The sequence below is a fragment of the Acinetobacter sp. AR2-3 genome, assembly GCF_001878775.1.
GTDB lineage: Bacteria > Pseudomonadota > Gammaproteobacteria > Pseudomonadales > Moraxellaceae > Acinetobacter > Acinetobacter lwoffii_D.
Genome location: NZ_MJIQ01000074.1, coordinates 1 through 18,993 on the forward strand (window position 1 = coordinate 1; position 18,993 = coordinate 18,993).

Genomic DNA, 18,993 nt, shown 5'->3' on the forward strand with positions numbered 1-18,993 from the left:
CAATTGGCATAAGGAATGGAAGATCGATCGCACGCTCTGGCTCTGGAATGTAAGAATCAAGTGCTTCAACAAGCGCAACTACAGCTGGCTCGCCGTATTGGCTGTCATCACCGTTAAGCGCAAGAAGAGCAGAACCACGGATTACTGGAGTGTCATCACCCGGGAAGTCGTAAGTAGAAAGAAGTTCACGAACTTCCATTTCAACTAGCTCAAGAAGCTCTTCGTCGTCTACAAGGTCGCATTTGTTCAAGAATACAACGATGTAAGGTACACCTACCTGACGAGAAAGCAGGATGTGTTCACGAGTCTGTGGCATAGGACCATCAGTCGCAGCACATACAAGGATCGCGCCGTCCATCTGAGCAGCACCAGTAATCATGTTTTTAACATAATCGGCGTGGCCCGGGCAGTCTACGTGAGCGTAGTGACGAGTTGGGGAATCGTATTCTACGTGTGAAGTATTAATTGTAATACCACGTGCTTTTTCTTCTGGTGCAGAGTCGATTGCAGCGTAGTCTTTCGCTTCGCCACCGAATTTCTTCGCACATACAGTTGCAATTGCAGCCGTTAAAGTTGTTTTACCATGGTCAACGTGACCAATTGTGCCCACGTTAACGTGTGGCTTATTACGTTCAAACTTAGCCTTAGCCATGTTAATCTTCCTCGTTTACGTCGAACACAATTCTGAGTAAAACCCAGCTCCGACATATCGTTTAAAAAAAACCGAACACCAAATACTTGAAAAGCAGACTAAATAGCCTGCTTTTGGAATTTCTTTGCAACAAAGTTGCTAAACTGTAATCTGGAGCTCTTATCGAGATTTGAACTCGAGACCTCTCCCTTACCAAGGGAGTGCTCTACCACTGAGCTATAAGAGCAAATATTAGTACTTCAATGGAGCGGGAGACGAGGGTCGAACTCGCGACATGTAGCTTGGAAGGCTACCGCTCTACCAACTGAGCTACTCCCGCACGATGTTGGTACAAACCACTTATTGAAGTCTTAAAATTGGTGGTGAGGGAAGGATTCGAACCTTCGAAACTTTCGTAGCGGAGTTACAGTCCGCCCCCTTTGACCGCTCGGGAACCTCACCATTTTTTACACTTACATCAGTGCTGTTCTTTACTTCACACTACCAAACTTCTAAGATGGTGCCGGCACACGGATTCGAACTGTGGACCTACTGATTACAAGTCAGTTGCTCTACCAACTGAGCTATGCCGGCGTTTCTTAGTGTTTCGTACGTTTCGTATCGGAACGGTGTGCAGTTTAGCAAAACTCAGAATCCTTGCAAGTGTTTTTTTCAAAAAAAACCTCAAAAACTCATAAAATCAAACCATTTGATGATAATTCAACCGCTTTGATCACTGCGCGAGCTTTTATTTGGGTTTCATTCCACTCAGATTCAGGATTTGAGTCGGCAACCAGTCCTGCTCCGGCCTGCACATAGACCTTATTTTCGCGAATGACACAGGTACGAATCGCAATCGACATGTCCATTTCGCCGTGCCAGCCTAAATAACCAACAGCGCCACCGAAAATTCCACGTTTTACCGGCTCAACCTCGTCAATAATTTCCATCGCACGGATTTTTGGCGCACCTGAAAGTGTACCTGCTGGGAAAGTTGCCTTAAAAACATCCAGGGCATCGACATCATCACGTACTTCACCCTGCACATTGGAGACAATATGCATCACATGCGAATAACGTTCGATCACCATTTGATCAGTCACCTGCACTTTGCCAATTTTTGCGATGCGTCCCACATCATTACGTCCCAAGTCAATCAGCATGACATGTTCAGCAATTTCTTTTTCATCAGACAATAAGTCTTGCTCAAGCGCCAGATCTTCTTCTTTGGTTTTGCCGCGTGGACGGGTCCCCGCTAATGGACGAACTGTGGCAATTCCATTTTCCAGACGGGACAGAATTTCCGGTGAAGAACCGACAATATGGAATGGCGTGTTGTTTTCCAAGGTCTGCCCTTGCACCAGGAACAAATACGGTGATGGATTGAGATGACGCAGCGCACGATACACTTGTAGCGGATCACCATCGAAATCAGAGACCATCCGGTGCCCCGGCACCACCTGCATTACATCACCGGCACGAATATACTCTTTGACCTTTTCGACCGAAGCAATGAAGTTGTCATGTCCGGTGAGGGACTCAAAATGTGGCGGCGTATGTTTTTCAGCTTTAAGGCTGATGGGCGTGGCCAGAATATTTTCCAATTCATTTAATTGTTCATGTGCTTTTTCATAAGAACCCGGGGCAGTGGCATCCGCATGTACAATTAAGAACAAGGTATCTTTCAGGTTATCAAAGACAATCACTGTTTTAGAGAGCATCATCCAGATATCTGGCAAGCCGACCGGATCCGCTTCCGGCACATTTTTTAATTTCGGTTCGATATAACGCACCGCGTCATAACCAAAGTAACCGACTAATCCACCAGTAAAACTCGGTAGGTCCGGTAATTCTGCCTGGGTTGGCACCTTAAATTGCGCCTGAAAGTCGCGAATATATTGAAATGGGTCCGCACAGTGCTGCTTTTCAATCGAATCATCTGCGTGCTGTACCGTCAACCCGCCTGCATTGCAGGAAAATACCGTGGATTCACCTAGTCCAATAATCGAATAGCGTGCCCAGTTCTCACCACCTTCTACAGACTCGAATAAATAAGCCTGCTGATGCTGTTTAAGCCGAGCAAAAATAGAAAGTGGTGTATCGGTATCTGCCAGACGCTGACGATAAACAGGAATGAGGTTATAGCCTTGCGCAGCAAGTTGCTGGAATTGTGCTTGAGTGGTCATGCGGTTTTTCTCTTTAAATTAGGGTTACTCAGTATGTAAATAGAATTGAACTGAGCGACGCCATCGAAAAACCTTACAACTATTCATTTTCTTTCCTTAGTACGCGTATTAGGCAAGTAATTCTCTAAGATCATCCACAATCTGCTGTGGCTGACAATCTGCAATATTTTCACCATGATTATAGCCATAGCTGACTACAACACAATCAATCCCGGCGCGGCGCGCAGCTTCGACATCATTGGAAGAATCTCCAATAAGCAAAACCTGTTCTTTACTTACGCCATAATGTTCAACACAGTGCAGCAACTGGCGTGGGTGCGGTTTACGTTCAGTAAAACGGTCACCACCAATGATATCGGCAAAATAATGAGCCATATCCAAGGTATCTAAGATACTGCGGGCAGGAAGTTCAGGCTTATTGGTCACACAAATCAGGGTTTTACCTTGGGCTTTGGCCCAGTCCAGAAATTTCAGGATTCCCGGAAAAGGAACGGTATCGACGCAGGGATCGACATTATAGATATCCAGAAAAGTCGTTAAGAGTTCCTGATGCTGTGCCGGCGTAACTTCGCCAACCAGATGCTGCAATACACTCTCACAAAATATCGACGTGCCCTTGCCTACCCAGGTCCGTACCTGCTCTTCGGTCACCAGAGGCAATTGCAGCACATTCAGGCTCATATTCATGGCGCGATACAGATCATGTGCTGAATCCACCAAGGTACCATCCAGATCGAATAAGATCAGTTCGCGCTTTTCTAATTGTGCAATAGACATCCCGACCCTCTTTTATAATGTGCGCAGCCACAAAAAAGGCATGCGCTATGCATGCCTTGATTGTAACCAATCATCGGCTTATTTGAACAACAACCAAGCCATAATTGCTAAAATAATCAGCACAATCACTGAAATCAAACCAACAGATACATTTTTCTGGGTTTCTTTTTTCTGTTCTACGCGTGATACAGGTTGCTCAACCGGAATTGGGGTAGGCTCTGGTTTCACCGCACTAATGTCCACGCCTTCCGGAATAGGTGCCGGTTTTGGAATACCGACATTGGTTGGCATGCCATCACGGGTTAATTGCACCGAAGCATCACGATGTTTCAGTTCCGGCATTCCCTGATCATTCATTTGCTGCGCAGGTGTAGGCTCAGCGACTTCGACCTGTTCCACGACTTTTTCTGCCGTTGCTTCAATTTCTGCTGGAACTTCAACTGCAGCCACAGGTGCCAGTACTGAAAATTTCAAGCTGGCAAACTGAACAATGTCATCCTGTTTTAATAAGGTTTCCTGCGCAATCTGTACATCATTGACGAAAGTGCCATTCGATGAACCCAAATCCTGCACCCAGAGCGCATCATCTTTCAGTAAAAATGCCGCATGTTTACGGGAGATTTCCGCAGCCTGTAACACGATATCCGCAGCCTGATGACGCCCTACCAGCATGTCACGGTCAATGCTAATTTCCTGTCCTGTTAAGTCGCCTGTAATCGCGTGTATTTTCCAAGTCATGAAAGTTACTTCTCTGTTCTCTTTGACATTATCATAACATGCTGTCTGCAAATACGAATGGCTTAGCTTTTGGGTCTAAGTGTGGTTGTTGTAACGGTATTTTTACTTTTTTCTACCTGTTGGACGGGTTCTACCACTTGTCGCTGAATCACTGGTTCTATCGCGACCGGCGTGGCGACTACATTAACTGGTTGTGCCTGAACCGGTGCGGTCGGCACAGTTTGATAGGTCGAGTTTTGCAAGGGCGTTCTGGATACCGGAATTCGCTGTTGATACACATCTTCAACACTTTCTGGCAATTTGGCAAAGTTCCCGTCTGAATCGAGTGCGAGTTGCAGACTATATAACTGACTATAACGTTGCTGGGTCAGTTTACGCACTGCATTTTTATCCCCCACAATGGTTGGATGGATAAAGATCAATAAGTTACGCTTCTGATTGGATTTACCTTCAGAACGGAATAAACGTCCTAAGCCTGGAATTGCACCCAGACCCGGCACCGCTTGGCGTCCATAACTGGTGTTATCCGAAATCAGACCGCCAAGCACAATAGTTTGTCCATGTTCGGCCAGAATTGAGGTTTTGATCGCTCGCTTGCTGGTAACCAGATCCTGCGCCTGCCCTTTACTGGCTTTGACATCAGAAACTTCCTGTTCCACTTCCAGGCGTACCGTACCATCTTCGCCAATATGTGGAACCACCTTTAAAGTGACCCCGACATCCTTACGTTCAATGGTGGTATAGGGATTAGCAACTCCAGCAGCGCCTGTAGATACTGAGCCTGTCACAAAGGGTACGTTTTCACCCACTACAATATAGGCTTCTTCGTTATCCATGGTCACGATCGACGGCGTAGACAACAGGTTGGATTTAGTGGTTTCTTTAAGTGCCTGAATCATCGCGCCATACAGACGTCGGGAACCATCACTGCCTTCACGATAATCACCGAGTACCAGTGAACTGCCCGCGCCTACGGCACTTGCAGCACCTGCACCACCACCGGTGAGATAACCAGCCGCAATATTTTTTAGACTGGTACCAAAATTATCGAAGTTCACCAGCCCAATACCACTACTGATATCACCCAAGGCCCATTGCACACCGAGTTGATCCGCATCAGTTCCTTCAACTTCAATAATCGCGGCCTCAATCAAAACCTGTTGACGGCGAATATCCAGCTGGTCAATTGCCGATTCAATTTCCCGCATCAGTTGTGGATCCGCTTTCACCACTAAAGAGTTTTGTGTGGTATCGGCAATAATACTGACGCCATTGCCATTAAAGCTGGTAATTCCGCCCTGCTCATTATTCATGCCGGTATTCAGCTGAATGCCTGAAGAGGTGTTGCTACTTGAACCGGTAGTCGTATTGTTGTTATTTAAATTGCTGCCAGAACTGAGTGAAGACGAGTTCGAGGATGTACTACTCGAATTTGAATTACTGTTCACCGCCTGCCCGCTCACCAAACCCTGCAAGATTTCCGCAAGATTTTTGGCACTGGCATATTTCAAACGAAAAACTTTTAATCCACCCAAACGATCCGCGGCCGGTACATCCAAGGTTTCGATCACTTGACGCACCCGTTTGCGCGTCGTGGGATCACCTTTGATGATGATCCGGTTAGTACGGGTATCTGCAATCACCCGCACCCGCGAACCGCGGACATCTTTGGCTCCACCGGTTGCAGTCATGGATTCAATCAGTCCAATCATTTCTTCGGCCTGACTGGATTGCAAGCTCACCGCTTCAATATCATTCTGACCGGTGCCATCCAGATTGCGAATGATAGTTTCCAGCTGGTAAATATTGCTGGCACGATCCGATACAATTAAGGCATTCGTCCCCGGCACCGCCGCCAGATGGGCAAACTGCGGCATCAAGGGACGCAATGCAGGAATCAGATCATTCGGATTGGTATTTTCCAGCCATAACACCCGAGTTACAATCTGGTCACCACTGGCACGGCTTCTGGCATCATAGGGAATGCCTGAACTTTTGACATTGCTGTCCGGAACCAGCTTGATGGTGTTACCCGAAGGAATCGCCACCACACCATTGACATTCAGTACGCCTAAAAACAGGTCATAGACTTCATTTTTATTCAGGGCTTTATTGGAGATGACCGTCACGTTGCCACGTACCCGCGGATCGACTGCGAAGTTTTTGCCGGTAATATCGGCCACTTCATTAATGAATGCAGTTAAGTCAGCATCTCGAAGGTTGATTTTCCAGGTTTGTGCATAACTCGCCGTACTGACCATAGCCATTAACGGTGCGGCCACACAGAATGCCCATGCTGATCGATTATTATTAAATAAAGCCATAAACTTTCGTGTTTCCTAACCCTATGCGTGATGACACATCACTTCAAATCTTGTTGTATGGTCATCACCTGATCACCACGTTTTATTTCGAGTTTGACCTGACCTTCACGTCGGGCCTGTTCCAGTAATTGTGCTTCGGTCTGTCCCTGGCTCAGCGTCTGGCCATTTAAAGACAAAATCCGGTCGCCCGGTCTTAAACCCAGGCGATTACGTAATGCAGCCGGCGTCCGTGAAGTCACTTCATAACTTCCATCTGCTGCACTCACCCCCATATTCTGTAAATACTGGTCCTTGTTTTCCTGCATCTGCTGGATGGCCCGACCAATTTCATTCTGTGGCGAAGGCTGCTCAGGCATACCACTATTAGAAGGCATAGCAGGCATTGAACTTGAAGAGGCTGATGTTTCCGGCACAATCGGCTGATTCAAGCCATTTTCCAGACCTTTGAATAAGACTTCCTGAGTAGCACCTGTGGATCGACGTAAAATAACCCGATCCCAATACACTTCAGCCAACTCAAAACCGCTATTGGCTAGCATTTCCCCGACACGGTAACGATCGACCTGATCATTAATTTTCAGTACCGCAGAAGAGTTATAACTTGGACTGGCAACCACCACCCCTTGTAAAATGATATTGGTAGTTTCAATAGCACCCACAGACTGCCCAACTTCCTGAAACAGTGAAAATGCACCGATATTCGGAATTTGTGCCTGTTGCGAACCCAGTTCTACCCGATCCAGCTGCATGGCTTGGGGTGGAGCTATCAGCAACCAGAACAAAGCCGCCAGCTTCCAGCATAGATACAGAATGAGCAGTAACAAAACCACAGGTGCAGCACGATCGATCTGTTTCAGTTCAATATTTTTTAAATCATTCAGAGAAACTGCCATCAGTTCAAGCCTCCCATTAAGGGTTGGCGGGTACTGATCACATAGGTATCTAATCCGGCTTTACCTTCATAAGAAGGTGCATTCATTAAAAAGCGCTGGGTGAGCTGGATATCCAGCATCAGACTCGGATCAAGCTTGATATTCAGCATACGTTGATCGCGACTATCCCGAACATCAACTAACAGCTGTCCGCTTTCATCTGCGAGTTTTCCAGTCATGGCAGGTACATTCATGCGTTCCTGACGCTGGGCAAAGGTATAAATCAGCTCACCACCCGCCCATTGCATTTGCCCAGCCACCTGACTGAAGCCCTGTTCTTTTTTATATTTAAAATCCAGATCTTTAAACTGAATCGCAGTACTCGGCCATTGCCAGTCTGCAACTTTTTTTAAGGTTTCAGGCGCGACCTGCCCTTCAAGATTTTTGACAATTAAAGATTTATTCAGACCATAGGCCATGATCCCGGAAAGCTGGGTATTGCCACTATGCAAATCCACATGTGCCCCAACCCGCAGCAACAGCAAATCCAGCGGCCGTACTTTCCAGTTCAGACTGCCCCGAAGATTGCCTTTTTTCCAGTCCGCACTTCCCTGCCAGATATTTCCGTTTACATTATGCAAAGTCTGGTTATTTTTATAAAATTTTGAAATTAACCAGGCCGCTGGCACTTGTAATACGACAAAAATAAAAAATGCAACAAGAGCAAGGATCAACCATCTTAAAGTTTTCGGTTTACTGCTCATCCCCACCACGACCAATCGCTCAAGTCCAAATCCCCATTTATAATTTTCCCCTTATACCCACACATTATGCACACTTTTCTGCCAACGCCAATTCATAGATATAAAAAAACCAAGCAGGTATGCTTGGTTTAATCATCTTAGACTGTCTGTATGACAGCCTAATGACCAGATCAAATGAAGGCTTAGATCAGGAAATCGTCCAGCTTTGCGCCTTTTTCCAATTCAGCCACCAACCAGCGCGGCTGTTTACCACGGCCAGTCCAGGTATCGTCCGGATTGCTTTTGCTACGGTAACGCGGTTCAACCGACTTACGTGACGATTTCTTACGCTTAGATGCACCAAATTCAAGTAACTGTTCAACCGTCATACCAACTTTCTCAGCAACTGCCAAGATTTGCTGATAAGCGTCTTCAATTTCTTGATCTTTTTTTGAAGCAATCAGCGATTCTGCTTCTGCTTGTAAACGTTTTAACTCTTCTACTGATAAATGCGTAATATCTGGCATAATGCTCTCCGAAAAATAATATTATTCATTTTATTAAATAATAGCCCCATCATATTTATATTAAATAAAACATTCAATATAAAACCTTAAAGCAATAACAATAAAGTTTAAAAAAAATTACAAAATAAAATGCTTCATTCATTTTTAAATTTCATGTTGAACGCTTAATTCAAGTGCTTTGATTTTTTCGCGAATATGTTCCGGAATTTCTGTTTTCTGCATGGTCTTTTTATCGACACAGACAATCACTGCTTCTGAAGTAGCCACAATACTTTGCTGTTTTTCACTCCATAATACATATTGCATTCTAACTGCACTATTACGGATTTCTTCAATACGTGCTGCCACTTTTAAATGATCAGGAAAAACCACGGGTTTTAAATAACGGCACTGATTGGATGCCACTACGGTAGATACCGATTCAGTGAGAATTTCTAATTGGGTTAAATAAGCTAGACGTGCACTTTCGACATAACGGTAATACATGGCATTATTGACATGTCCAAAGGCATCCATATCGCCCCATGCAACTGTTTGTTCATAAATAACTGGATATTGTTTTAATTCTGACATCATTATTCTCAAGTCTTAATTTCTATAAAGTTTACATTCGATTCAAATACTGCATTTAACTGCTGTAGCAAGTCCTCCCGATCTTGTAAGGCAGCTTTAATTCTTAAATAACTCATCCGGATATCATCCGGATATAAGTCGAGCAATTGCTGAGCTTGATCTGTATAGCCTGTGGCTTGCAACACATGCCATTTCGCAAAGCTTAAAATCGGTAATGCCGGATATTTGGCTTCCCAGTGCGAAATCTGTTGTGCAATCGCATCATAATCTGGATTTTGCCGCAATAACTGTTGCTGGAACCACAAATAAAAGACATCCTGATTAAATTGCTGTTCCATTAAATGAATCGCAAGCACTTCATGCTCGGCACTCATTTCTGGCATTCTAAATAATAATTTCAACCATAATAATTTGACCGAATATTCACGATCAAATATCTGAGGTTTTAAATCTAAATAACGTTGCTGTAAATAAAATAAATCGTCCTGTGTGGCTTGGTCATAGGCCAGTAATAATTGTTCCAGCCATGATTTTTTTACTTCTTGGTCTAAATGCCCATATTGAGTCGAGCGTAAATATAACCAAGGAAACTGCATGGCAAATACCCCCCACAATGCGACAAGGCGCTGCTCATAGGCTGTTTTAACCTGTATTAACCAAGGTGATAATTCATGCTGATTTAAAAACTCTAAATGGGTAAGTGCTTGTTCACCTTGCTGTTGTGATAAATAAATTTCAATCCGCTGTAATTCTGCCAATTCAAATGCCATCGGATTGGACTGATTTAAAGCAGTTAATGCATGGGTATATTGCTGTTGCCCCCAAGATAAACGTGCATCAATAATATGCTTGAGTAAACCCGACTTGGTGAAAGACTGCTGAATAAAATCCCGCTGATCCTGAGCAGCGTTTAATAACCAGATGACTGCCAATTGTTCATAAGGGTGCAAGCGGGAAAAACTAAAGACTGTTTCAGTTTTACGCTGTTCACGGCTGCGATACTGCTTGATCGCATACCAGATGCAATGCATCAAAAAACTTACACTGACCAAGGATGCGGCCAAAAACCAGAGGGTGGTTTGTAACTGCCACTCGCGCCAATACAGATAGACATAGCCAGCCCCATGTCCATAACTCAGGATACTCAGCACCGCAATGCCAAGTAAGCAGACAAATAAATAGGCCAGCAGAATCTGTTTCATAAGCAATTAGCCCACTAGGGTGCGTGTGTTTAATAATGGAATCGGAGTAATCGGGGTGGCCTTGATTTGATTCAATTGCTGAATCCATTTTTGGCTCTGTGCATCCGGCAATTGCTCCAAGACTTCAATCACGGCATTCAGTGCTTGCTGAAAAGCGACGGATTGGTCTTTTTGCAAGGTATTTTGTGCGATGAGCAAGCGCAACTGGGCCTCTTTCAGTACCAGATGCCGTTGCATCAAGACTGTACTTGGCTGATCTGCGGATTCAATTTGAATCCAGCGCTGCCAGAAAGAGCGTTGAGTTTCTGGACGCTGACGATGTGGTGTCTGAATTTCTTTTTCAATTTCAGCATCTATCTGCATCAGGAGTTCTTTTACTTTACTTTGCTGCACTAATCGGCTGTTCACGAATTTTTTCAGCATGTCCTGATCTTTTGCAATCACTTGCTGCAAACTGCTGACCAAAGCGGACGCCAGAACATAATCATCCAGCTCATTAGACAACTGATTTAATTTCTCTATCGCAGTGGCGTATTGTTGCTGTTGCAATGCAAACTCGATCAGATCCAGATGTTGCTGTACTAAGGCAATATCATTCTGCATTTCAGCCGTTATCGGCTCCCCTGCTGATGCTTTTGCTGCAGTGACTCCAGTCTTTTCCTGCTGAGCAGAAATCTGACGCTTTAATGCCACGAACTGATCATTAAGCATGGCATTTTGCTGCTGTAACTGATTGATGCTCTGATTAAGTTCAGTCTGTGCTGTATTCAAAACATGGAGGTCATAGCTAAGCTTGACCAGCCACGACAAACTTAAGATGAACAATACAATGAATAGTTTCTTCATGCGTTCCCTAGTATCAGCCTCATTTTCTGCAAGATCGTGTTTGCGTCTAAATCATCAATTTGTACGAATTGAAAACTTGCCTGATGCTGTTGTTGATATTCCCCAAGAATAGTAGCCAAACGTGGCCCCAAAACCAAATAACAGGCGTGCTGCATGAACTCTGCATCATTCTGCATAAGTACCAGCCAGTTTAACCAGCTTGCTTCACTGGTGATCAGAACTGCAAAACGCTGCTGTGTCTTAAGCAGCGCCAAGTTCTCTGCCAAAATTATTGCCGTCGTTTCAGGACATTGCCGCCGGTACAAAATAAAGTTTAAAACTTTAATATTGCTGGCACGTAAATGATCCATCATAAATTGACGACCACCTTCTCCGCGCCAGAAAGCTACACCTGAACCAGAAGCCAGTTGCTTCAACACAGGCAATTGCAGCATGCCTTCCGAAGTTTCGACCTCAGGCACATGACTATGAATGCCATAGTTCGCCAATGCCTGTTCAGTGGCTTTGCCCACTGCCACCCAATGCACCTGCGCCAAGACCGAGAGCTTAATACCTGCCTGTTGTAAATATTGCATGCCAATCTGGGCAGCCGTCGGGCTGACCACCACAATAATCTGTACCTGTTCCAGCTGCTGATACAAACCAAACAGCTCATTGGAATAAGGCATGGCATGCAATTCGAGCAAGGGCAATTCTAAAACAGACACTTGCGCTGCCTGTAACTGTTGGGTCAAGCCTGCAGCACGATCACTGGGCCGGGTATTAATCAATAACATCAGTGTGAATAGAGTGCTTTCAACAAATCACCAGCACCTTGATCAAGCAAGTCTTTTGCCAGCTCTACACCCAATTGCTCTGCATCAACCGTTTTTCCAGTGTGCTGTGCCCGAAGTAAAACTGTTCCATCGATACTGCCAACACGACCTTCGATTGAAATCACACCCTCTTTGAGCGTGGCATAACCGGCAATCGGCACCTGACAACCGCCTTCCAGATAGGCATTAAAGGCACGTTCGGCACGTACACACGCATCTGTATCTGCATGCAGGAGTGGCTGAATCAAGTCCAGCACTGCCTGATCATGAGTACGGCATTCCAAACCTAGCGCACCTTGACCCACGGCCGGCAGACTGACTTCAGGCGTCAGAGTATGACGAATGCGTTCTGCCAGACCCAAGCGTTTTAAACCGGCACTGGCCAGAATAATCGCATCATACTGACCAGCATCCAGTTTGGACAAGCGTGTGCCGACATTACCGCGTAAATCGATAATATCCAGATCTGGACGCTGTTTTAAAATCTGGGTTTTACGGCGCAAGCTTGAGGTTCCGACTTTGGCGCCTTGTGGCAATTCTTCAAAACTAGTGTAGGTATTCGACACAAAGGCATCTAAGGGATCTTCACGTTCACAGATCACTGCCAGACTCAGACCTTCGGGCAAGGCCATCGGGACATCTTTCATGGAATGCACAGCCAGATCTGCACGACCATCCAGTAAAGCGGCTTCTAATTCTTTTACAAACAGTCCTTTTCCACCAATTTTAGCCAGTGGTGTATCTAGAATTTTATCGCCCTGTGTAACAAAAGTGACTAACTCGACCTGCAAACCAGCGTGCAAATCTTGTAGGCGCGCACGGATGTGTTCCGCTTGCCAAAGCGCAAGTGGACTTTGTCGAGTTGCAATTTTTAGGGTCTTCATAAATTTCAATAACAGTAAATGAGAACAATAGTCTAAACTTAACCTGCTCACTTGAAAATGCAAGTGAATTTATATAAGTTTCAACTCAATGCTCTCATTCATCCCCTGCTAAAGCTTTTGAATCCGATCTCGTAAAAACGGTAAATGTCGCCGACTAACCGCCAAACGATCGTCCAGCTCACGACAACGTACCTGATACTGACCAGAACTCACCACTTCCAGACCATCCAGATAATGCACCGAGATCAAGGCATTACGATGAATCCGGATAAACTGGTTCCCAAACTCCTGCTCTAACTCCTTTAAGGTTTCATCAATCAATACACTGCCGTTTTTATGACGCACAGTGACATATTTCTGATCCGCCAGAAAATAATAGATATTTTCAACTGGCACCAATTCGACACCACGATAGGTCTTTGCCGCAATCTGCTGGCGGCTGATATTGATTTCGTCCATATTTTCTTTTTGTTTTAGTTGGCTCATTTGAGCTTGGGTAAGTTTAGTTAAGTGCTCTAAAACCTGTGCCAATTCCTGTTGCATCACCGGTTTAAGTAAGTAGCCTTCGGCATTTGATTTAAATGCATCCAGCGCATGTTGGTCATAGGCCGTACAAAAGACAATGGCCGGCATTGGATCCAGTTGACGCAAATGTTGCGCACAAGCCAGTCCGTTCATTTCAGGCATTTGAATATCTAATAGGATGACATCGGGTTCGTATTGGTGAGCCAGATCAATCGCTTGACGGCCATGGCTTGCTGTCGCCACCACATCATGCCCCAGTTGAGAGACCAAACGTGATAAACGCTCGACGGCCAAAGGCTCATCATCACAAATCAGGATGTCCATTTCTCCTCCTTACCCAGTTAACATCATCAGATGAATGATAAAGCTAACTGCGATTTCTTTGATTTATTTTTATTTATATTGATATCGCACTACCGTCGTAAACATCCCTTCGCCGGCAAAGGTTTGAAAAGTCACACTGGGTCCATAATAAGCTTGCAGACGCTGTCTGACATTTTCTATTGCAATACCATGTCCCTTTTTTAAAGTTTTATTATCCTGTGCATAAGGGTTCGTTATGATGATATTAATTTGATTTTGCAATATTTCAACCAATATGCTTATGGTACTCTTTGTAAGAATTTTTTCAACTCCATGGAAAATACTATTTTCTAGCAAGGGTTGTAAAGTTAATAATGGAATTTGAACTTGTGAGTATAAGTCTTTGTTTTCTAACTTCCATTCGACCTGCAAACGCTCACCTAGACGGATCTGCTCAATCTCCAGATAGCGCTGGCACAGATCAATTTCCTCCTGCAGGCTGACCAGTTTTAATTCCTGAAAACTGGCACGAAATAACCGTGACAAATTCAGCAGCATGTGCTCGGCTTTATCCGGATTGATACTGATCAGGCTGATCACACTGTTCATGCTGTTAAACAAAAAATGCGGCTGAATCCGTGCCTGCATGGCCTGAATCCTAGCATTCAACTCACTATGCTGCTGCTGCTCCCATTGCTCACGCAAATAAAGATAGCGAAAACAGAAAGTTCCCAGCAAAATTCCCAGACTTAAATGGAGTCCGACCCGATCCAGCGCAATCGCCAGGTTTAAATCCTGAAAATTAAAATTCTGTCCAAAATATATCAAGATATTCAGGTTCACCGTAGTGAGCAGTACAATTGCCTGTAACAGCAGAAATCCAGAAATCAAAGCCAGTTTGATTCCCATACGTTGAAAGGCTTGATGGAACAGCTCGACCAGTGCTGCAAAACATAACAGTACCCAGTTGATATACAGGATATATTGCAGCAGGTGCATTCCATTCAAAGCCTGCCAGGATTGCGCTTCTGCAAGCGCCAGAATCATGGCCAGAATATTGCCGCCAGCAAACAGTTCCAGCAAATAGCGTAGATTGCCGATCTGGCTAAAAAAATAGGAATTTTGCGTCTGTTCGTTTATCGATGTAAAAGATTGAGCAGATGTGACTTCGGCAATGGGCTTTGAATTTGTTATACTCTTTTTCGTTCTACTGCTTTTAATCTGATTGAGCCGACATGACCACATCTTCTAATTCCTCTAATCCATCACACGCCCAGACTTCGGGTATGTGGGGCGGTCGTTTCTCTGAAGCGACTGATGCTTTTGTTGCTGAATTTACAGCATCTGTTCAATTTGACCAACGTTTTTATAAACAAGATATTGCAGGCTCGATTGCCCATGCAACCATGCTGGCAAAAGTGGGCGTACTGACCACGCAAGAACGCGATGACATTATTGAAGGTCTGACAGCGATTCAAGCCGATATTGAAGCAGGCAACTTCGAATGGCGCATTGATTTAGAAGATGTACACATGAACATTGAGTCACGCCTGACTCAGCGTATCGGCATTACCGGCAAAAAACTGCATACCGGCCGTAGCCGTAATGACCAGGTGGCGACAGATATCCGTCTTTATGTGCGCGATGAAATCGATGGCATCCTGGAATTACTGAAAAAATTACAAAAAGGGATTTTAAGTCTGGCAGCTAAAAACACCGACACCATCATGCCAGGCTTCACCCACTTGCAAACCGCTCAGCCAGTGACTTTTGGTCACCATTTAATGGCCTGGTTTGAAATGTTGGTACGTGATTCAGAGCGTCTGATTGATTGCCGTAAGCGTGTCAACCGTATGCCACTCGGTTCTGCTGCACTTGCGGGAACGACTTACCCGATTGAACGCGCCTATACCGCTGAACTGTTAGGTTTTGAAGCAGTTGCTGAAAACTCTTTAGATGCAGTATCGGATCGTGATTTCGCAATTGAATTTAATGCCGCTGCATCTTTAATCATGATGCATTTATCACGTATGTCTGAAGAACTGATTCTATGGACGTCTGCGCAATTCAAATTTGTGAATATTCCGGATCGTTTCTGTACTGGTTCTTCCATCATGCCGCAGAAGAAAAACCCGGATGTACCTGAACTGGTACGTGGTAAAACCGGCCGTGTCTATGGCGATTTGATGAGTCTGCTGACTTTAATGAAAGGCCAGCCTCTAGCCTATAACAAAGACAATCAGGAAGATAAAGAGCCATTGTTCGATGCGATCGATACAGTTCGTGGTTCATTGATGGCATTTGCCGACATGATTCCTGCACTGGTTCCAAACATTGCTGAAATGCGCGAAGCAGCGCTGCGTGGTTTCTCAACTGCGACTGACCTGGCAGATTACTTGGTGAAAAACGGCGTGGCATTCCGTGATGCGCACGAGATTGTAGGTAAAGCGGTTGCACTCGGTGTACAAGAATCTAAAGACCTGTCTGAATTGACACTCGAACAACTGCAACAGTTCTCTGACCTGATTCAGGCAGACGTATTTGAAAAAGCCTTAACCCTTGAAGCTTCGGTGAATGCCCGTAATCACATTGGTGGTACTGCACCTGCTCAGGTGGAAGCTGCGATTGCACGTGCTTACACTCGCCTAGAAAATCTTTACGCTTAAGGAAGACCGATATGTCTCGACAAGTATTTTGCCGTAAGTATCAACAAGAAATGGAAGGTTTAGACTTTGCTCCATTCCCGGGACCAAAGGGTCAGGAACTGTTTGACACCGTGTCTAAACAGGCTTGGCAGGAATGGCTAAAACACCAAACTACGCTGATTAATGAAAAGCGTTTGAATGTGTTTGAAGCAGATGCGAAAAAGTTTCTTGAAGAACAGCGTGAAAAGTTCTTTAACAATGATGCATCTCTGGAAAAAGCCGAAGGGCTGAAGCCTGAGTAATTTTTAAAGCGTTGCTTTAAAAATTACGCAAGACAAGCGCTGAAAGCGCGCGTAGGCTTTAATCTAAAAGAATCTCCAACTTTGGGGATTCTTTTTTTATACGTTGTTCTAAACATTACTCAAGACAAAGATGAAATCCGCGTAGGCATAAATCTTAAAAATCTCCTATCCCAGGTTTTTTTTTGACTAATCTAGCAAATCTTACTAACTAATACTTAGGGCACAAAAACAGCTTTTTACTTATCCTATTTCGTTTATCTAGTCAGCCACTATCCTGCTGAAAAACATTCAGATTTGTATCAAAATAATGGATTGTAAAATCAATATACAGAGTGTTCACAAAACACAACATTCTGCTACAAGAAGCCACATGATTAAAAAAAACTGTCTCTCTATAATGAGCTCTAAGAAGATGAGATATCTTTGAATAACTATAATAATAAGCAACAAATACCCCGATTTTATCCCAGTTCTTCCCCCAAAGGCTGGGTATTTTTTTGCCTGTAATTTGCCGATTGGCTTGATAATTTAAGCGCATAAAAAAAGCCCCCTTTCAAGGAGCTTCTCTTTTCATTTCGATTAAGGCTGTTTCAGATATGGCCAAGCCGCTTTCAGATAAATGAACATCGACCATAAGGTGAGTACCACTGCGGTGTATAGCAAGGCATACGCCAGCATTTCCAGCGGTGGCCATTTCAGCAGGAATACTGTGATGGCGATCATCTGAAAAGCGGTTTTGTATTTACCCACTGTTGAAACCGCAACATTGGTCCGCGCACCGAGTTCTGCCATCCATTCACGCAGGGCTGAAACGGTAATTTCACGCGAAATAATTACAATCGCAGCAAAAGCCATCGACATGGAAGGCTGCCATTGCACCAGCACAATCAGTGCAGCTGCGACCATCAATTTATCTGCAACTGGGTCGAGAAAACGTCCAAAAGCAGAAGTCTGGTTTAATGTACGTGCCAGATAGCCATCAAACCAGTCCGTTACTGCAGCCACCACAAAAATCGTGGTCAAAATAATATGCCGCGTCATGTCGGGGTTATGGGCATCAAAGCCCATTGCAGGTGGCCAGTAAGCCACCAATAAAAATACCGGAATAAGAGCGATACGCGCCAAGGTCAAGATATTTGGAATATTCAGGATACGACCTGTAGTCATAGACACCGCCAATTGTTCCCCTCATGTACGATGAAAATGCACACTTTTTTAGAGGTTTGATCCATCATTAATAGGCTTCACTTTATACGAATTGACTTGCAGTGTCACTAGGCAAACACCGTCACTGTTTGTCTTGCCATCGCAATCAGGCGATTTTCGGCATCCCAGAGATAGGCATGCTCCGTCGCATAACCATCCGCAGCATAGTCGGTAAATACTTTATATTTAAACCAATCATGCAATTGATGTTGAACCGGATGCACATAGGTCACTGTCCAGGTCAGACTACTCGCAGGCGCCATGTTTTTAAACATCGGCAACACCCCAGGTGGCCAGATATCAAAAATAGCCATCAGGTCGGCGACCAGAAATTCACGGTTGCAATGCTTTTCGGGATGAAACCGGCACCAGCCACCAAAGTCCGGACGAGGACTGGCACTACAAGGTAGATTGACATCCGCCCAGGCTACTTCGAAATGGTCATAACAGTCTGGCATACCATAACCCGCAGGAATCTGAAACAGCTGCTCTGGCGCAGCATAGTCGGGTGCCTGAACTTGTTGCTGTACCTGAATCTCTGAATCACGGGAAATACCAAAACTGGCAATCAGAATACTTTGCACCGCGTCGTCCTGCCATAAGCGCACTTCAATCGTGGTCACTGACTTGCCTTGCCGCAGGATTTCAGCCGTCAACCGTACTTTGGCTTGCTGAATCGGGCCGACAAAGGTCACACTGCAACTGAGTAAATGCTTGGCCGGATCATTGATGTGAGTGACGGCTTTCTGCATCATCATCGCGGCAGCCAGACCACCATACAGAGTACGACCCTGTAACCATCCCTGTGGAAACTCTACCCATTCCTGTTCGGCAATTTGTGCATAAAGTGCATGCAAAGACATGTTGATCCCTCAGTAAGTCTTGATGCTCAGT

General features: G+C 44.8%; 19 protein-coding genes and 4 tRNA genes. 2 read left to right on the top strand and 21 right to left on the bottom strand.

Annotation, left to right across the window (positions count from 1 at the left end):
* The 19 genes from BFN00_RS13410 to BFN00_RS13500 form a co-directional block, all read right to left on the bottom strand.
* Positions 1–652, bottom strand: a 652-nt coding sequence (locus BFN00_RS13410) for a GTP-binding protein (protein ID WP_143115424.1), incomplete at its 3' end; no start/stop codon positions are given.
* 151 nt (positions 653–803) lie between these two features.
* Positions 804–878 (bottom strand) — tRNA-Thr (locus tag BFN00_RS13415).
* 17 nt (positions 879–895) lie between these two features.
* Positions 896–971: transfer RNA gene (locus BFN00_RS13420), tRNA-Gly, on the bottom strand.
* A gap of 38 nt (positions 972–1,009) precedes the next feature.
* Positions 1,010–1,093 (bottom strand) — tRNA-Tyr (locus BFN00_RS13425).
* A 56-nt stretch (positions 1,094–1,149) separates the two neighbouring features.
* Positions 1,150–1,225: transfer RNA gene (locus tag BFN00_RS13430), tRNA-Thr, on the bottom strand.
* Positions 1,226–1,323: 98 nt separating this feature from the next.
* A complete protein-coding gene (gene trpE, locus BFN00_RS13435; protein WP_071852108.1) occupies positions 1,324–2,817 on the bottom strand; it encodes an anthranilate synthase component I in 1,494 nt (497 codons plus the stop codon).
* 108 nt (positions 2,818–2,925) lie between these two features.
* On the bottom strand, positions 2,926–3,594 hold the full coding sequence (locus BFN00_RS13440) for a phosphoglycolate phosphatase (protein WP_071852109.1): 669 nt from the start codon (positions 3,592–3,594) through the stop codon (positions 2,926–2,928).
* Between the two features lie 78 nt (positions 3,595–3,672).
* The gene (locus BFN00_RS13445) at positions 3,673–4,332 is read right to left on the bottom strand and encodes an FHA domain-containing protein (RefSeq protein ID WP_071852110.1); all 660 of its coding nucleotides are present in this window, start codon (positions 4,330–4,332) and stop codon (positions 3,673–3,675) included.
* Positions 4,333–4,394: 62 nt separating this feature from the next.
* The gene (gene gspD, locus BFN00_RS13450) at positions 4,395–6,656 is read right to left on the bottom strand and encodes a type II secretion system secretin GspD (protein WP_071852111.1); all 2,262 of its coding nucleotides are present in this window, start codon (positions 6,654–6,656) and stop codon (positions 4,395–4,397) included.
* 38 nt (positions 6,657–6,694) lie between these two features.
* Entirely contained in the window at positions 6,695–7,549 is an 855-nt protein-coding gene (locus BFN00_RS13455) for a type II secretion system protein N (RefSeq protein WP_044113058.1), read from the bottom strand.
* A complete protein-coding gene (gene gspN, locus BFN00_RS13460; protein WP_071852112.1) occupies positions 7,549–8,292 on the bottom strand; it encodes a type II secretion system protein N in 744 nt (247 codons plus the stop codon). Before gspN ends, BFN00_RS13455 begins: the two co-directional genes overlap by 1 nt.
* 182 nt (positions 8,293–8,474) lie before the next feature.
* Complete coding sequence (locus tag BFN00_RS13465; RefSeq protein WP_026055760.1) at positions 8,475–8,801, bottom strand: H-NS histone family protein; 327 nt, start codon at positions 8,799–8,801, stop codon at positions 8,475–8,477.
* Between the two features lie 141 nt (positions 8,802–8,942).
* Complete coding sequence (locus BFN00_RS13470) at positions 8,943–9,371, bottom strand: acyl-CoA thioesterase (protein ID WP_004729290.1); 429 nt, start codon at positions 9,369–9,371, stop codon at positions 8,943–8,945.
* Between the two features lie 8 nt (positions 9,372–9,379).
* Positions 9,380–10,573: a hypothetical protein gene (locus BFN00_RS13475; RefSeq protein WP_071852113.1), complete on the bottom strand. Its 1,194-nt coding sequence runs from the start codon at positions 10,571–10,573 to the stop codon at positions 9,380–9,382.
* Positions 10,574–10,579: 6 nt separating this feature from the next.
* A complete protein-coding gene (locus BFN00_RS13480; protein ID WP_071852114.1) occupies positions 10,580–11,419 on the bottom strand; it encodes a coiled-coil domain-containing protein in 840 nt (279 codons plus the stop codon).
* Positions 11,416–12,195 carry a uroporphyrinogen-III synthase gene (locus BFN00_RS13485; protein ID WP_071852115.1) on the bottom strand — a complete coding sequence of 260 codons (780 nt, stop codon included), beginning with the start codon at positions 12,193–12,195 and terminating at the stop codon, positions 11,416–11,418. The genes BFN00_RS13480 and BFN00_RS13485 overlap by 4 nt, the downstream gene beginning before the upstream one ends.
* Positions 12,195–13,118 (bottom strand): hydroxymethylbilane synthase, encoded by a 924-nt coding sequence (gene hemC / locus BFN00_RS13490; RefSeq protein ID WP_071852116.1) that lies wholly within the window; start codon positions 13,116–13,118, stop codon positions 12,195–12,197. The genes BFN00_RS13485 and hemC overlap by 1 nt, the downstream gene beginning before the upstream one ends.
* A 108-nt stretch (positions 13,119–13,226) precedes the next feature.
* Positions 13,227–13,967 (bottom strand): LytR/AlgR family response regulator transcription factor, encoded by a 741-nt coding sequence (locus tag BFN00_RS13495; RefSeq protein ID WP_004278633.1) that lies wholly within the window; start codon positions 13,965–13,967, stop codon positions 13,227–13,229.
* A 69-nt stretch (positions 13,968–14,036) separates the two neighbouring features.
* Entirely contained in the window at positions 14,037–15,191 is a 1,155-nt protein-coding gene (locus tag BFN00_RS13500) for a sensor histidine kinase (protein ID WP_005245810.1), read from the bottom strand.
* On the opposite strand from BFN00_RS13500, the gene argH reads away from it, so the two are divergent.
* Both argH and BFN00_RS13510 read left to right on the top strand, forming a co-directional pair.
* Entirely contained in the window at positions 15,182–16,612 is a 1,431-nt protein-coding gene (argH, locus tag BFN00_RS13505; protein WP_171260809.1) for an argininosuccinate lyase, read from the top strand. The two genes, BFN00_RS13500 and argH, sit on opposite strands and share 10 nt — an antisense overlap.
* Positions 16,613–16,623: 11 nt before the next feature.
* Positions 16,624–16,893 (top strand): oxidative damage protection protein, encoded by a 270-nt coding sequence (locus BFN00_RS13510; RefSeq protein ID WP_071852118.1) that lies wholly within the window; start codon positions 16,624–16,626, stop codon positions 16,891–16,893.
* Positions 16,894–17,472: 579 nt separating this feature from the next.
* On the opposite strand, the gene pgsA is transcribed toward BFN00_RS13510, so the two are convergent.
* Both pgsA and BFN00_RS13525 read right to left on the bottom strand, forming a co-directional pair.
* The gene (pgsA, locus tag BFN00_RS13520) at positions 17,473–18,060 is read right to left on the bottom strand and encodes a CDP-diacylglycerol--glycerol-3-phosphate 3-phosphatidyltransferase (protein ID WP_071852120.1); all 588 of its coding nucleotides are present in this window, start codon (positions 18,058–18,060) and stop codon (positions 17,473–17,475) included.
* A 107-nt stretch (positions 18,061–18,167) separates the two neighbouring features.
* Positions 18,168–18,962 (bottom strand): thioesterase family protein, encoded by a 795-nt coding sequence (locus tag BFN00_RS13525; RefSeq protein WP_071852121.1) that lies wholly within the window; start codon positions 18,960–18,962, stop codon positions 18,168–18,170.
* Between the last annotated feature and the right edge of the window lie 31 nt (positions 18,963–18,993).